This window comes from Micromonospora parva (assembly GCF_040649675.1).
Taxonomy (GTDB): Bacteria; Actinomycetota; Actinomycetes; order Mycobacteriales; family Micromonosporaceae; genus Micromonospora; species Micromonospora parva.
The window spans coordinates 164,484-178,325 of sequence record NZ_JBEZFX010000003.1; the positions used below are offsets into that span (position 1 = coordinate 164,484).

The following is a 13,842-nucleotide window of genomic DNA, read 5'->3' on the forward strand; positions in this document are numbered from 1 at the left end:
ACTTTCCGCCGCCCGACCGAGCGGAGCTGCGCCATCAACGCCGCGGCACCGCCTGCCGTCATCGTCACCGTCACCGGCGACGACGACAGCAACGACGACGACAGCGCCGGCAACAGCGGCAGCGGCAGCGGCAGCGGGTCAGCCGGCCACGGCGAGGGCGAGCGGGAGCACGTCGGTCGCGCCGGCCCGGCGCAGCGCGCGGGCCACCAGCGTCATCGTCCAGCCCGAGTCGATCAGGTCGTCGACGAGCAGCACCGGGCCGTCCAGCCCGGCCAGCGCGTCGGCCAGGTCGGTCGGCACGGTGAAGGTGTCGTGCAGCGCGCGTACCCGTTGGGCGCTGTTGCCGCGCGGGCCGGCCGGGCCGCCGGGGCCGGCCGTGGTGACCTCGCCGAGCAGCGGCAGCCGGCCCACGGTGGCGATCCGGTCGGCGAGCGAGCCGAGCAGCCGGGGCCGCCGTCGGGAACCGACGGCTACCACCGCCACCGGCCGGCGGGGCCACGGGTCGTCGCCGTGCGCCCACGCCTTCAGCACCTCCACCACCGCACCGGCGACGTCGTCGGGCACCGGTGTGTCAGGTGCGTCCGGGCCGACGAGGTCACGCAGCCGACCACCCCAGCCCAGGTCGGAGAGGCGCCCGACGGCCCGGCCTGGCAGCGCCTGCTCGGCGGGGGCGATCCGGCCCTTGAGGGGTACGCCGACCGCGTCGAGCCCGGTCGGCCAGAGCTTCTTCGGGGCGATCTCCACACCGGGGCGGCCCAGGAAGGTCTGCGCGGCGGCGAGCGCGGCCGTCGACACGTCGGCGGTGAAGAGGGGGTCGGCGCACCTGTCGCACCGGCCGCAGTCGGCCGCCCCGGTGTCGTCCAGGCGTTCCCGTAGATACCGCATCCGGCAGTCGGACGTGGTCGCGTACTCCCGCATGGCCTGTTGCTCGACGGTGCGCGCCTCGGCGACGCGGCGCAACCGGGCCTCGTCGTAGACCCACGGCTCGCCGGTGGCGAGCCACCCACCGCGCACCCGGCGGACCGCGCCGTCCACGTCGAGCACCTTGAGCATCAGCTCCAGCCGGGCCCGGCGCAGGTCGACGAGGGGTTCGAGGGCCTGGGTGGAGAGCGGACGGTCGGTGTGCAGGGCGGCCAGCACGGCGCGGACCTGCTGCTCAGGTGGGAACGCCAGCGAGGCGAAGTAGCGCCAGATGGCGGCGTCCTCGACGCCGGGCAGCAGCAGCACCTCGGCGTGCTCGACGGCGCGGCCGGCGCGGCCGACCTGCTGGTAGTACGCGATGGGCGAGGGTGGTGCGCCGAGGTGGACGACGAAGCCCAGGTCGGGCTTGTCGAAGCCCATGCCGAGGGCGCTGGTCGCCACCAACGCCTTGATCTTGTTGTCGAGCAGGTCCTGTTCGGCGGCCCGCCGGTCGGCGTCGTCGGACTGCCCGCTGTAGGAGGCGACCGGGTAGCCCCGGGAGCGCAGGAACTCGGCGGTCTCCCCCGCTGCCGCCACTGTCAGCGTGTAGATGATGCCCGAGCCGGGGAGCTGGTCCAGGTGGTCGGCGAGCCAGGCCAGCCGGTGTGCGGGGCTGGGCAGGTCGAGCACCCCGAGGCGCAGCGACTCGCGGTCGAGCGTGCCGCGCAGGATGAGGGCGTCACCCAACTGCTCGGCCACGTCCTGGGTGACCCGGGCGTTGGCGGTGGCGGTGGTCGCCAGCACGGGGGTGCGGTCGGGCAGCTCGGCGAGGAACGTCCGCAGCCGCCGGTAGTCGGGCCGGAAGTCGTGCCCCCAGTCGGAGACGCAGTGTGCCTCGTCGACCACCAGCAGGCCGGTGGTGGCGGCCAACTTCGGCAGGACGCCGTCGCGGAAGTCCGGGTTGTTGAGCCGTTCCGGGCTGATCAGCAGCACGTCCACCGAGCCAATCTGGATCTCGGCGGTGATCTCGTCCCACTCGTCGAGGTTGGCCGAGTTGATCGTGCGGGCCCGGATGCCGGCCCGGGCGGCCGCCTCGACCTGGTTGCGCATCAGGGCCAGCAGCGGCGAGACGATGACTGTCGGCCCGGCCTGGTCGCCGTGCTCGTGGTCCCGGAGCAGGGCGGTGGCCACGAAGTAGACAGCGGACTTGCCCCAGCCGGTCCGCTGGACGCACAGCACCCGTCGCCGGTCGACGACCAGTGCCTCGATGGCGCGCCACTGATCCTCGCGCAGCCGGGCGTGGTCACCGGCCAGCCGGCGCAGCACCGCCTCGGCCCGCTCCCGTACGCCTGCCCGCTCTGCTGTCTCCACCCGGCATTTCTACCAGCGCCGTCCGTCATCACCCTGTTGATCAAGAGGTTTGCGTCATTCCCGGGCTGGATCCTGACCCATTTCTCTCGATCAACAGGGGATGGGCCCGGTCAGCGGCCGAGGACCGAGCCGCCGTTCACGCCCAGGACCTGACCCGTGACGAAACCGGCCGCCGGGCTGGCGAGATAGCGGACCGCTTCGGCGATGTCGTCCGGCAGCCCGGCCCGCCCGACCAGGGTCGCCGCCACCCGCTTCGCGTGCCCCTCGGCGGTCATCCGGTCACCGAAGAACTCGGTCTCGGCGACGTAGCCGGGGCTGACCACGTTGACGGTGATCTGCTCCGGACCGAGCTGCGCCGCCAGGTCGTACGCCCAGCCGTGCAGGGCCGCCTTCGCCGCCGAGTACGGCCCACCGCCGCCCCGCTGCGCGGAGATCGAGCTGATGAGGATCACCCGCCCGCCGGGTCGACGCAGAGCCGGGCGCAGCGCCTCGGTCAGCAGCACCGCGGTGAGCACGTTGGCGTCCAGGTTGGCCCGCCAGTACGCGGCCGTCCCGGCCAGCGTGTCGGTGTCCCCGCTCAGGTAGCCGCCAGCGTTGTTGACCACCACGTCGACCGGCCGACCGTCGACCGCCGCCAGGACCCGGTCCAGCTGCTCCGGGTCGGTCAGGTCCGCGGTCACGGCGGTGACGGCGTCCGGCCGACCGCATTCGGCGGCGATCCGCGCAGCGGCATCCGCCAACACGTCGGCCCGCCGCCCGACGATCAGCACGTCGTACCCATCCCGGGCGAGTGCCCCCGCCACCGCCGCCCCGATCCCGGTCCCGCCCCCGCTGACAACCGCAACCCGCGAGTCCATCTCCCCTACCTCCCCATCCGCAGCACCTCGTCGATCATGAAGTTATCGCCATCCGCCACGGCGTGTCATGGCCACAACTTCATGATCGACGAGCAGGGGGTGGGGTTAGCGGGGGGAGCGGGGGCGGAGGGAGCGGGTGAGGTGGGACAGGCGGGGGGCCAGGCTGGTTATGCCGCCGGGGAAGAAGTAGACGGCCAGGATGAAGACCGTGCCCAGGACGAAGAGCGGCTGACTCAACGGACGGCTGAGAACGGCCGGCAGGTTGTCCACCGCGTCGCTGGTGCCGAACGCGGTGAGACGGTGGTCCAGGTACATGTAGAGGACACCGCCGAGCACCGGCCCCCACCGGGTGCCCGGCCCGCCGAGCACCACCATCACCAGCAGCGACAGGGTCAGCTCGGACGACGTGATGTGCGGCGACGCGCCGCCGACGATCAGGACGTAGACCACCCCGCCCGCCGACGCCAAGCCGCCGGCCAGGGTGAACGCCACCAGCTTGTAGCGGTACGGGTCCAGCCCGAGCACACCGATCCGCCGCTCGTCGTCGCGCAGCCCGGCGAGCACCCGCCCGGTCGGCGACCCGCTCACCCGGTGCACCACGAAGACCACAAGCGTCAGGTACGCCAGTGCCAGCCAGTACAGATTGACCGTGTTGGTCACCCCCACCAGCCCGGCGGGCAACCCGGACACGTCCAGCGGCAGGCCCTCCTCGCCGCCGGTCAGCCCACCGAAGTCGCGGGCCACCAGGATGGCCCCGACCTGGGCGAACGCGAGGGTGACCATGGCGAACGCGATGCCCACGGTCCGCAGCGCCACCGCGCCGAGCAGCGCGGCGAGGATGGTGCCGCCGGTGATCGTCAGCAACGCCGCCTGCCACAGCGGCAGACCGGCCCGGGTGACCAGGATGTCGGTGCCGTAGACGCCGGCCGCGAAGTAGAGCGCGTGCCCGAAGGAGAGCATCCCGGTGCGGCCGAAGAGCAGGTCGTACCCGGCCGCCAACCCGCCGAAGATCAGGCAGATGGCGAGCAGTTGCAGGGTGCCCGGCGAGTTGACCGGCCCCTCGAAGATCCCGGGCAGGGAGATCGTCGAGTACGGCAGGATGGCCAGCACCACCAGCGCTACCAGCGGCAGGAACGGCCGGACCCGGTGCCACCGCCCCCGCTGCGGACTCAGTTCGTCGGGCACCTGCGCCCGAGGCGCGTCGATCACCGTCATGCCGTTGCCACCTTTCCGGCGATGCCCTGTGGGCGGAGCAGCAGCACGACGGCCAGCAGCCCGACCACGCAGATGTCGCCCAGCCCGGACGTGCCGTAGTAGTTGACGAACTGCTGCACCAGCCCGACCACGACCGCCGCGTACGCGGAGCCGACCACCGAGCCCATCCCGCCGATCACCACCACGATGAACGCGAAGATCAGCAGTGAGCCGCCCTGCCCGGGCGACACGGTGCCGAAGTAGACCCCGCCGAGCGCGCCGGCGAGCGCCGCCGCCGCCCCACCGATCGCGAAGACCAGCGTGAACGCCTTGCGGACGTCGATGCCCAGCGCGGTCACCATCTCCCGGTTCTCCACCCCGGCCCTGATCACCAGGCCGTACCGGGTCCAGCGCAGGAACGCCAGGATCGCACCGAGCACCAGCACCGCCGCGATGATCAGCAGCAGGCCACCGTTGGGCACCTGCGCGCCGAGGATCCCGGTCACCTGCCGGGTCCAGTCCGGACGTGGGAACGGCCGGGCGTCGGCACCCCAGGTGGCCTGCAACAACGCCACCCCGGCCAGGGACAGGCCGACGGTGACCAGCACCTGCTCGATGGTGCGGGAGTACAACGGGCGGATCAGCACCAGCTCGACCAGGATCGCCACCAGCGTGCCGGCGGCCACCCCGAAGGCGACAGCGAACACGAAGCCGAACCCGTCCGGGCCGGCGCCCGGCAGGTTGCCCGCCGCCCACCAGGTGCCGTACGCGCCCACACCGAGGAACAGCCCGTGCGCGAAGTTCAACACGTCGGCCAGGCCGAAGACCAGCGACAGGCCGGAGGCGACCAGGAAGTACAGCGCCGCCAGGCCCAGCCCGGTCAACGTCAACAGGATCACGGTCCCCATCAGAGCTGGTCCTTCCTCGCGACTGCGGGGCTCGCAAGCTCACTCCTCGCGCTCGGCGTGGACACCTCCGCCGAGCCGACACCGAGCAACGACTTCGTCAACGCGGTCTCCAACAGCAGCTCGTGGGCGTCGCCGGTCCAGGCGACCTTGCCGGCGGCCAACACCACCGCGTCGCGGGCCAGTCGACGGACCACTGCCAGGTTCTGCTCGACGAGCAGCACCGGCACCGACCCAGCGACCCGTTCCAACACCTCGGCCACCTCGGTCACCACCTTCGGGGCCAACCCCTTGGTCGGCTCGTCGACGAGCAGCAGCCGGTTGTCGTTGAGCAGCACCCGGCCGATGGCGAGCATCTGCTGCTGCCCTCCGGAGAGCGAACCGGCCCGTTGCCGTCCGCGCCGGTCCAGCTCCGGGAAGAGCGCGAAAACCTTGTCGTACGCCGGGGTGGTGCCGCGCCGCTCGGCGAGCCGCAGGTTCTCGGCGACGGTGAGGCCGGCGAACACGCAGCGGTCCTCGGGCACGTAGCCGAGCCCACCGCGGACCAGCCGGTGCGTGGGCCGGGCCAGCAGGCTCTGCGCACCCATCCGGATGGTGCCGCGCACCTCCCCGGTGGGTGGGGTGAGGCCGACGATCGCGCGCAGCGTGGTGGTCTTGCCGACGCCGTTGCGGCCGAGCAGGACGGTCACGCCGGTCGGGGCGACAGTGAAGGACACCCCCTGGAGGATGTGCAGCCCGGAGATTCGGACCGACAGGTCCTCCACACTGAGAACGGGTTCCAGCTGAGCCGCCTCCGTTCGCGACTGCGGGGCTCGCAAACCCGGCTCACTCCTCGCGCTCACAGCGCTGCCTCCGTTCGCGACTGCGGGGGCTCGCAAACCCGGCTCACTCCTCGCGCTCACAGCGCTGCCTCCGTTCGCGACTGCGGGGCTCGCAAACCCGGCTCACTCCTCGCGCTCACAGCGACTCCCCCAGGTAGGCCTCTTGCACAGTGGGGTTGGCCATCACCGTCTCCGGGGTGTCGCAGGCCAGCAGCGCGCCGTGGTGCATGACGGCGATGCGGTCGGCCAACTCCAGGATGACGTCCATGTGGTGCTCGACCATCAGCACCGCCCGGCCGCCGTCGCCGGTCAACGACTTGATGACGGCGACCAGTTCGGGCACGTCCTCGGCGCTGACCCCGGCCATCGGCTCGTCCAGCAGCATCACCCGGGGTTCACCGGCGAGCAGCAGGGCGATCTCCAACTTGCGCTTCTCACCATGGGCCAGGGTGCCGGCGAGGGCCGTACCCCGGTGGGCGAGGCCGACCCGGTCGAGCGCCGCGTCGGCGGCGGCGGCGACCTCCCGGTCGGCCGCCGCCCGCCGCCACAGTGCCATCGAACCCCCGCGGTGCGCCTGCACGGCGAGCCGGACGTTCTCCCGCACGCTCAGCGAGCCGAAGACCGAGGACGCCTGGAAGGTACGACCCAGGCCGAGGCGGGCCCGCCGGTGCGGCGCGAGCGCGCCGATGTCCTGCCCGTCCAGGGTGACCCGGCCCTCCGTGGCCCGACGCAGGCCGGTGATCAGGTTGAACAGTGAGGTTTTGCCGGCGCCGTTCGGCCCGATCACGCCCAGGAACTCCCCGGGCGCGAGGTCGAGGTAGACGCTGTCGACGATGGCGACCTCACCGATCCGCCAGGTCAGACCACGGGTGGCGAGCATGGGTCAGCCCTTCATCGCCACGGCCGGCGGCGCCGACTCGTCACCGGTGAGGCTCTTCTGCGCGGTCGCCGTGAAGTCGGTGCCGCTGCCGGTGAGCTTGGCCTGGAACATCGGCTGGAGCAGAGCGTGGTCGGCGGCGCGGATGGTCATCTTGCCCTTGACCCCGTCGAAGCTCCAGCCCTCCAGCGCGGTGACCATCTTGTCGACGTCGTCCCCGCCCTCCTGCGCCGCGCGGACCACCATCTGGGCGGCGGCGAAACCGTCCGGGTGGAACAGGTCGATGGTGTTCACCTTGGCCTTGAGCGCCTTGCTGGCCTCGGTGTCGCTGGCGCCGTCGAAGTAGTGCGACAGGAAGGAGATCTTCGCGCCGGCGGCGCCGAAGGTCGGCCACGAGGCGCGGATGTCCAGGCCGGTGACGACAGTGGTGGACGAGAGCACGCCCTGCTGGTCGAGGGTCTGCCACATGGCCGGGGCGGTGGTGCCGGCCCAGGCGACGAAGAGCAGGTCAGGCTTGGCCGCCTTGATCTGGCTGGCGAACGGGGTGAACTCGGTGGCGCTGGCCGGGGCCCGGACGCTGCTCACTGTGGCACCGGCGCTACCGATGACGGCCTTGACGGCCGCCTCGTTGGCGTCGCCGAACGCGCCGTCCTGGGCGAAGACCACCACCTTCTTGCCGGTCGGGTCGCCGATGAACGACTTGGCGGTCACCACGTCCTGGTAGGACTGCCGGCCGGAGCGGAACGTGTACTTGTTCGCACCGGTCACCGCGTCGGTGGCGGCCGGGCCGGAGATGAACAGAACCTTGTTCTGCGCCGCGATCGGCGCGACCTGGAGCGCCACGCCGGAGGCGGTGGAACCGGCGATGATCTTCGTGCCCTTGCCGATCAGGTCCTTTGCCGCGGAGACCGCCTTGGCGGGGTCTCCCGCGTCGTCGACCTCGGTCACCTCGATCTTCCGGTCACCGACCTTGCCGGTGCCCTCGGTGGCGAAGTCCAGCCCCGCCTTGAACCCCTCGATGTACTGCTTTCCGTAGCTGGCCAGGGCTCCCGACTGGGAGTACACCAGGCCGACCTTGACCGGCGCGGCACTGTCGCCGCCGCCGGTGGCGGTGTCCTGCGGGCTGCCACAGGCCGTGGCGGCCAACGCCGCGGCCATCATCGTGGCGGCGGAGAGGAACACCCGCCGCGTCGTCCGGACCGTCATTGCGACTCCACATGAGGACTCGGAGGGAGAGAACTTCTTTGTGACGGCCCACGCTAGAAGTGACGTCACCCACGAGCTATGTGGCGGAAACACACAAGTAACAGGAATGAGGTGGCCAAGGGTTACAACGGCCCGCACTACCAGCCGGGAGCCCACGTCCTCGATGGCCCGAACCTCCACGGACCACCCGAACCGTGTGTCGCCCCGCGCCATTCGCCCCATTCGGCCGCCGCCGGGCCCGTCGTGGTTCGTGCCGGGCGGGCGGCGTCGGCGGGGGCAGGTGAATCTCCGGAATGCCCGTTCCCGCTCCAGAGACGTGGGCGGACAGGAAGATTGTCTGGTGCGCCGGTTTCTCCGCAATCCCGTGCGGCTGGTGCCGTTCGCGTTCCTGGTGCCGATCCTGTTCGGGACCGGGTTGCTCATGGCCCGCTGGGCAACAGTCGAGCACCAGCACGCGCCAGTGGTCACCGCGCTCTTCACCGCCACCTCGGCCGTGTCGGTCACCGGCATGGCAATCACCGATACGCCGAACTACTGGTCCGGCTGGGGACTGGTGGTGATCACCCTGCTCACCCAGCTCGGCGGCCTCGGCATCCTCACCGTCGCGGCGCTGGTCATCCTGGTGGTCTCCCGTCAACTCGGGCTGCGCAACCGGTTGCTGGTGCAGGCCGAGACGGCGGAGTTCGGCATCGCCGAGGTGGGCCGGTTGCTCCGCCGGATCGCGCTGACCGTCTTCGCCTGCGAGGCGGTGATGACAGTGCTGGTCACCGGTCGGCTCTGGCTGGCCTACGACTACTCGTTCGGGCAGGCCCTCTGGTCGGGTGTCTTCCACTCCGTGCAGGCGTTCAACAACGGTGGCTTCGCGCTCTACACCGACGGCCTGCTGGCCTTCAGCCGTGACCCATGGGTGTCGCTACCCCTGGCGCTCGGCGCGATCATCGGCGGTCTCGGGTTTCCCGCGCTGTTCGAGGCGGTCCGCGAGTGGCGGCAGCCGACGCGCTGGGCGGTGGCGACGAAGTTGACCATCTGGGGCAGCGTGGTGCTGCTGCTGGTCGGCTTCGCGGGCCTGCTCGCCGCCGAGTGGACCAACACGGACACGATCGGCCAGTACGACGCGGCCGGCAAGGTCCTGGCGTCGTTCACCCAGATCGCGCTGAGCCGCACCGGCGGCTTCAGCGTCCTGGACATCGCCGCCCTCCAGGAGGAGAGCTATCCGCTGCTGATCGTGTTGATGTTCATCGGCGGCGGCAGCGCCAGCACGGCCGGAGGCATCAAGGTCTCCACGTTCTTCCTGCTGGCGTTCACCATCTGGGCGGAACTGCGGGGGGAGCCCGACGTGACGATCGGGCACCGGCGGGTGGCCACCGCGAGCCAACGGCAGGCGGTCACGGTGGCGCTGCTCAGTGTCGCGTTGGTGACGGCCGGAACCATGCTGTTGCTGCTGCTCACCGAGGGCGTCCGCTTCGTCTCGGCCCTGTTCGAGGTCACCAGCGCGTTCAGCACCACCGGCCTGACCACCGGCCTGGCGGCCGACCTGCCGGCCGGTGGCCAACTGGTGCTGACAGTGCTGATGTTCATCGGCCGGGTCGGGACGCTCACCCTGGGGTCGGCGATCGCCCTGAACACCCGACGCCGGCTCTACCGCTATCCACAGGAGCAACCAATTGTCGGCTAGCAGGCGGGAGGTCCGAGGTGTCGGCTAGACAGGCGGACAACGGCGGCATCGTGGTGATCGGGCTGGGTCGGTTCGGTTGCCACCTGGCCGGGTCGCTGAGCCGGATGAACCGTGAGGTGTTGGCCATCGACCGCAGCCCGGAGAAGGTGCAGCGCTGGTCGGCGCAGCTCGATCGGGTGGTTCAGGCCGACTCGACCGAGGACGGTGCGCTGCGGCAACTGGGCATCACCGGGTTCGGACGGGCCGTGGTGGCCATCGGGGCCTCGGTGGAGGCGAGCGTGCTCACCGTGTTGGCACTGGTCGAGCTGGGTGTGCCGCAGATCTGGGCCCGAGCCACCTCGCAGAAGCACGCCAAGATCCTGGCGTCGGTGGGCGCGCACCACGTGATCTTCCCGGAGGCCGAGACCGGGGACCGGGTCGCCCACCTGATCGTGAGCCGGTTGCTCGACTTCATCGAGTTCGACGACGACTTCGCGATCGCCACCGTCCGGGTGCCCGAATCCCTGGTCGGGCGCACCCTGATCGACCTGAGACCGGAGGAGCGCTACGGGATACGCGTGGTCGGCGCCAAGCTGCCGGGCGAACGCTTCCGGTACACCTCCGACGACACCACGCTTCCGCAGGGCGGGGTGCTCATCGTCGAGGGCGGAATCGACCAGGTGCAGCGGTTCGCGGGGCTGCGCTGACCGGTCAGGTGTCGCGGCCGTGGCCCTTGGTGACCTTCACCGGGTGGCCACCGGGGTCCTTCAGCCTTTTCCCGGACCACCCCCGCCCTTCCCCTTGCCCGGCTTCGCGGGAGCCTTCGGCGGCTTCGCCTTCGTCGCGCCGCCGCCCGAACCGCCACCGCTGCGTACCGTCGTCTTCTTCGGCGGGGCCTTCGCCGTGGTGGCCGCCTTGGTCGGCGCGACGGTGACGGGCATGCTGCCGGCCACCCCGGAGACACGCACCCCACAGGTCGTGTCACCGAGCCGGAACTCGACAGGCAGCGGATTCGCGCCGCTGTACTTCCCGGTGAGGGTGAGCTTCTCGGCGGCGCCGGGCGCCAGCGTGGTGCGCTGCGCCGCCGGTCGGATCAGCACGGTCCTCCCCTGCTGCTGCACCGGCGTCGGATCCGCCTTCGTCACCGTCTGCTGGCCGGGGAACGTGAAGCTCATCGTCCAGTCCCGCAGCTCCTGCTTGCCACTGTTGGTCAGGGTCAGCTCGGCGGCGAAGTCCTTGCCGGAGTCGCTGCGCAGCGCGTACGCCACCTCGCAGGGCACCGTCGTCGGCAGACCCATCCGCGCCTCGGTGGTCGGCCGGTCCCCACCACTGGCCGGGCTGCGCGAGGTGAACCCCCACATCGCCCCGGTGACCGCGATCAGCCCGACGGCGGCCACCCCGGCCTCCACCCGCCGACGACGCCGGTGCCCCCGCCGGGCCCGGTTGCGGGTCCGCGACAACGGCAACGCGTCGGTCGCCGCGGACCAGGGCAGGATCGTGGTGCCCGCACTGGCCAGCGTCTCCGGGTCCACCGTTCCGGCGGCCGGCGAGACCGGCACCGCCGCGAGCATCCCGGCCGACTCGGCGAGGGTCCGGGCCAGCTCGGCGGTCGGCGGGCGGTCACCGGGCTGCTTGGCCAGGCACCGCCGGACCAGGTCGGTCACCTCGTCCGGCAGGCCCGGCACCGGGGGCATCGGGTCCGGGTCGTTGTACATGTGGGCGCGCAGCATCTGGGTGGTGGTGCTGGCCTGCCACGGCAGCCGGCCGGTGAGCATCCGGTAGAGCAGCAGCCCCACGGCGTACACGTCGGTGGCCGGGGAGACCTGGCCGTTGTCCAGCCGTTCCGGGGCGAGGTACGCGGGAGTGCCCAACAGCGCGCCGTCCGGGCCCTTCTCGCTCTCCCCGACGAGCGCGGAGATGCCGAAGTCGACCACCTTCACCCCGGTCGAGGTGAGCATGACGTTGCCCGGGGTCACGTCGCGGTGCACCACACCGCGGGCGTGCGCGGTGGCCAGCGCCGAGCTGACCTCGGCGCCGATGGTCACCGCCTCCCGCCACGACAGCCGGCTCTCCCGGCCCAACCGGGTGGCCAGCGAACCGCCGTCGACCAGCTCCATCACGACGTACGGCACGGTCAGCCCGACCTGCTGGGACTCGCCGTAGTCGTACACGTTCGTGATGTTGGGGTGACAGAGCCGCGCGGCGGCCTGCGCCTCGATCCGGATGCGGTGGCGGAACGCCCGGTCGCTGGCCAGCCGGGAGGCCAGCACCTTCACCGCGACCTGGCGGCCGAGCACCTCGTCGTAGCCACGCCAGACCACCGACATCCCGCCCGCGCCGAGCTGCTCGATCAGCCGGTACCGCTCATCGAGCAGCTGCGCGCCGTTCCGGTCCCCACCACCCATGGTGAGCGTTGTTGCCCAGGAACGCCCCACCTACACCTGGACGATCGGAATCGGTCAGGATGTCACCCGTTCAGGCGGTGGCCAGCAGTTGGTCCACCGGGGCGTAGTCGTCGGTCAACACCATCGCCGTACCGACGAAGTCCGTCAACGCCGCGCCGCTGAGCAGGCTGACCTTCGGGTCCACCTCGTCCAACCGGGCCCGGACGGCCTCCAGTGGCAGCGGCGCGTCGGAGCCGACGATGAGGAAGTTCGCGCCCTGCTCCTCGGCGAGCGCCTCCGGCGGCGCGATCAACGCGACGTGCCTGAACTCGGCGGCCACCGTGGCCAGCTCGGCGCGGATGAACCGCAGCGGCGGGTAGTCGATGACGTTCTGCACGTACACGCCGCCGGGGCGGGTCACTCGGCGGACGTCGGCGGCCATCTCCCGGGTGGCCAGGTGCCAGGGCACCACCAGGTGCCCGAAGGCGTCACCGACCACCAGGTCACGACTGTCGGTCGGCTCGCCGGCGACCAGCATCCGGGCGTCGCCCACCACCGCCCGCAGCTGCGGCCCCGGCCGTACGCCAAGCTCCTGCTCACTCAGCTCGACCAGCCCACCGTCGATCTCGAACACCAGGTTGTCGGTGCCCGGTCGGGTGGCGGTCAGGTAGCGCGGCACCGTGAAGCCACCGCCGCCCAGGTGCAGCGCGTCCAGGCGCTGACCGGCCGGCGTGGCGACGTCGGCGACCGCGCCGATCCACTTCGTGTACGCGTACTCCAGGTGCTTCGGGTCGGCGAGGTCCACGTACGAGTGCTGGGCGGAGTTGAGCAGCAACGTCCGCCCGCTGGGCCGGGCCGGGTCCGCTGTGACCCGGGCGCAGTGGTACGCCGTCTCGATGTCGCACGGGTTGGGCGCCACGGTGCTCAGCCCCGCCCCGACCAGGCCGAGCACGGCCAGCGCGGCCCGGGCCCGGGCCGGACCGGGCAGCTCGGTGGGCTCCTGCCGGCGCAGGTACCAGCCGAGGCCGATGCCGACCAGCCCGAGCGCGAGCGCCAGGGCCAGCAGGATGACGGTGCTGGGCAGGGCGGCGACCAGCACGAACCCGGTGAGCAGGGTTGCGGTGATGCCGCCCAGGGTGCCGATCCCGGAGAGCCGACCGACCACCTGGCCGGTGCGGCGCAGGTCGGCGAGCTGGAGTTTCACCACCAACGGGGTGACCGCCGCCAGCAACGCGGCCGGCACGAACACCGCCAGCGCGACGAGCAACAGGATGCCGCTGGCCGCACCACCGCGCAGCACCTCACCCGCGTACCGGACGACGGGCAGGGTGACAGCTGTGGCGATGCCGGCCAGCACCAACGCCGGCGCCAGCAGACCTCGTGGGTTGCGCCGGTCGGCGAGCCAACCGCCGGACCACGCCCCGTACGCGATCGCTGCCAACGCGATGCCGATCACCGAGCTGGTCACCTGAAGGGTCACCCCGACGTACGGGCCGACCAGGCGCAGCGCGACGGTCTCCAGCACCAGCACGGCACCGCTGGAGAAGAACACCAGGAAGGCGGCCAGGCCGTTGGGCAGCGCCCGGCCGGTTGTCGGCACGGGCGGGGCCGGGTGCGCTGGCAGGGCCGCTACGTCGGACGGTGGGGAGCTCATCGTCGCGATGGTACGCAGC

The 13,842-nt window shown here is 71.7% G+C and carries 11 protein-coding genes; 2 read left to right on the top strand and 9 right to left on the bottom strand.

The genetic code is table 11. The features are described 5' to 3' along the window. Window positions 1-138: 138 nt before the first annotated feature. The 7 genes from AB0C03_RS09265 to AB0C03_RS09295 form a co-directional block, all read right to left on the bottom strand. On the bottom strand, window positions 139-2,271 hold the full coding sequence (locus tag AB0C03_RS09265; RefSeq protein WP_357635735.1) for a RecQ family ATP-dependent DNA helicase: 2,133 nt from the start codon (window positions 2,269-2,271) through the stop codon (window positions 139-141). 110 nt (window positions 2,272-2,381) lie between these two features. After that, a complete protein-coding gene (locus tag AB0C03_RS09270) occupies window positions 2,382-3,128 on the bottom strand; it encodes an SDR family NAD(P)-dependent oxidoreductase (RefSeq protein WP_357635738.1) in 747 nt (248 codons plus the stop codon). A 105-nt stretch (window positions 3,129-3,233) separates the two neighbouring features. Further along, window positions 3,234-4,343: a branched-chain amino acid ABC transporter permease gene (locus AB0C03_RS09275; protein WP_030329787.1), complete on the bottom strand. Its 1,110-nt coding sequence runs from the start codon at window positions 4,341-4,343 to the stop codon at window positions 3,234-3,236. After that, the gene (locus AB0C03_RS09280) at window positions 4,340-5,230 is read right to left on the bottom strand and encodes a branched-chain amino acid ABC transporter permease (RefSeq protein ID WP_210859659.1); all 891 of its coding nucleotides are present in this window, start codon (window positions 5,228-5,230) and stop codon (window positions 4,340-4,342) included. Before AB0C03_RS09280 ends, AB0C03_RS09275 begins: the two co-directional genes overlap by 4 nt. Then, window positions 5,230-6,009 carry an ABC transporter ATP-binding protein gene (locus AB0C03_RS09285; RefSeq protein WP_210859660.1) on the bottom strand — a complete coding sequence of 260 codons (780 nt, stop codon included), beginning with the start codon at window positions 6,007-6,009 and terminating at the stop codon, window positions 5,230-5,232. Before AB0C03_RS09285 ends, AB0C03_RS09280 begins: the two co-directional genes overlap by 1 nt. A gap of 175 nt (window positions 6,010-6,184) precedes the next feature. After that, window positions 6,185-6,928 carry an ABC transporter ATP-binding protein gene (locus tag AB0C03_RS09290; RefSeq protein ID WP_030329784.1) on the bottom strand — a complete coding sequence of 248 codons (744 nt, stop codon included), beginning with the start codon at window positions 6,926-6,928 and terminating at the stop codon, window positions 6,185-6,187. A 3-nt stretch (window positions 6,929-6,931) separates the two neighbouring features. Further along, window positions 6,932-8,131 carry a substrate-binding domain-containing protein gene (locus AB0C03_RS09295; RefSeq protein ID WP_030329783.1) on the bottom strand — a complete coding sequence of 400 codons (1,200 nt, stop codon included), beginning with the start codon at window positions 8,129-8,131 and terminating at the stop codon, window positions 6,932-6,934. 340 nt (window positions 8,132-8,471) lie between these two features. Between AB0C03_RS09295 and AB0C03_RS09300 the strand changes: the two genes are divergently transcribed. Next, window positions 8,472-9,806 (top strand): TrkH family potassium uptake protein, encoded by a 1,335-nt coding sequence (locus AB0C03_RS09300; RefSeq protein WP_357635743.1) that lies wholly within the window; start codon window positions 8,472-8,474, stop codon window positions 9,804-9,806. 17 nt (window positions 9,807-9,823) lie between these two features. Then, window positions 9,824-10,492: a potassium channel family protein gene (locus AB0C03_RS09305; RefSeq protein WP_030329781.1), complete on the top strand. Its 669-nt coding sequence runs from the start codon at window positions 9,824-9,826 to the stop codon at window positions 10,490-10,492. A 60-nt stretch (window positions 10,493-10,552) separates the two neighbouring features. Here the strand turns inward: AB0C03_RS09305 and AB0C03_RS09310 are convergent, their stop codons facing one another. After that, on the bottom strand, window positions 10,553-12,190 hold the full coding sequence (locus AB0C03_RS09310; RefSeq protein WP_030329780.1) for a serine/threonine-protein kinase: 1,638 nt from the start codon (window positions 12,188-12,190) through the stop codon (window positions 10,553-10,555). 70 nt (window positions 12,191-12,260) lie between these two features. After that, window positions 12,261-13,823 (bottom strand): fused MFS/spermidine synthase, encoded by a 1,563-nt coding sequence (locus AB0C03_RS09315; RefSeq protein WP_357635748.1) that lies wholly within the window; start codon window positions 13,821-13,823, stop codon window positions 12,261-12,263. Between the last annotated feature and the right edge of the window lie 19 nt (window positions 13,824-13,842).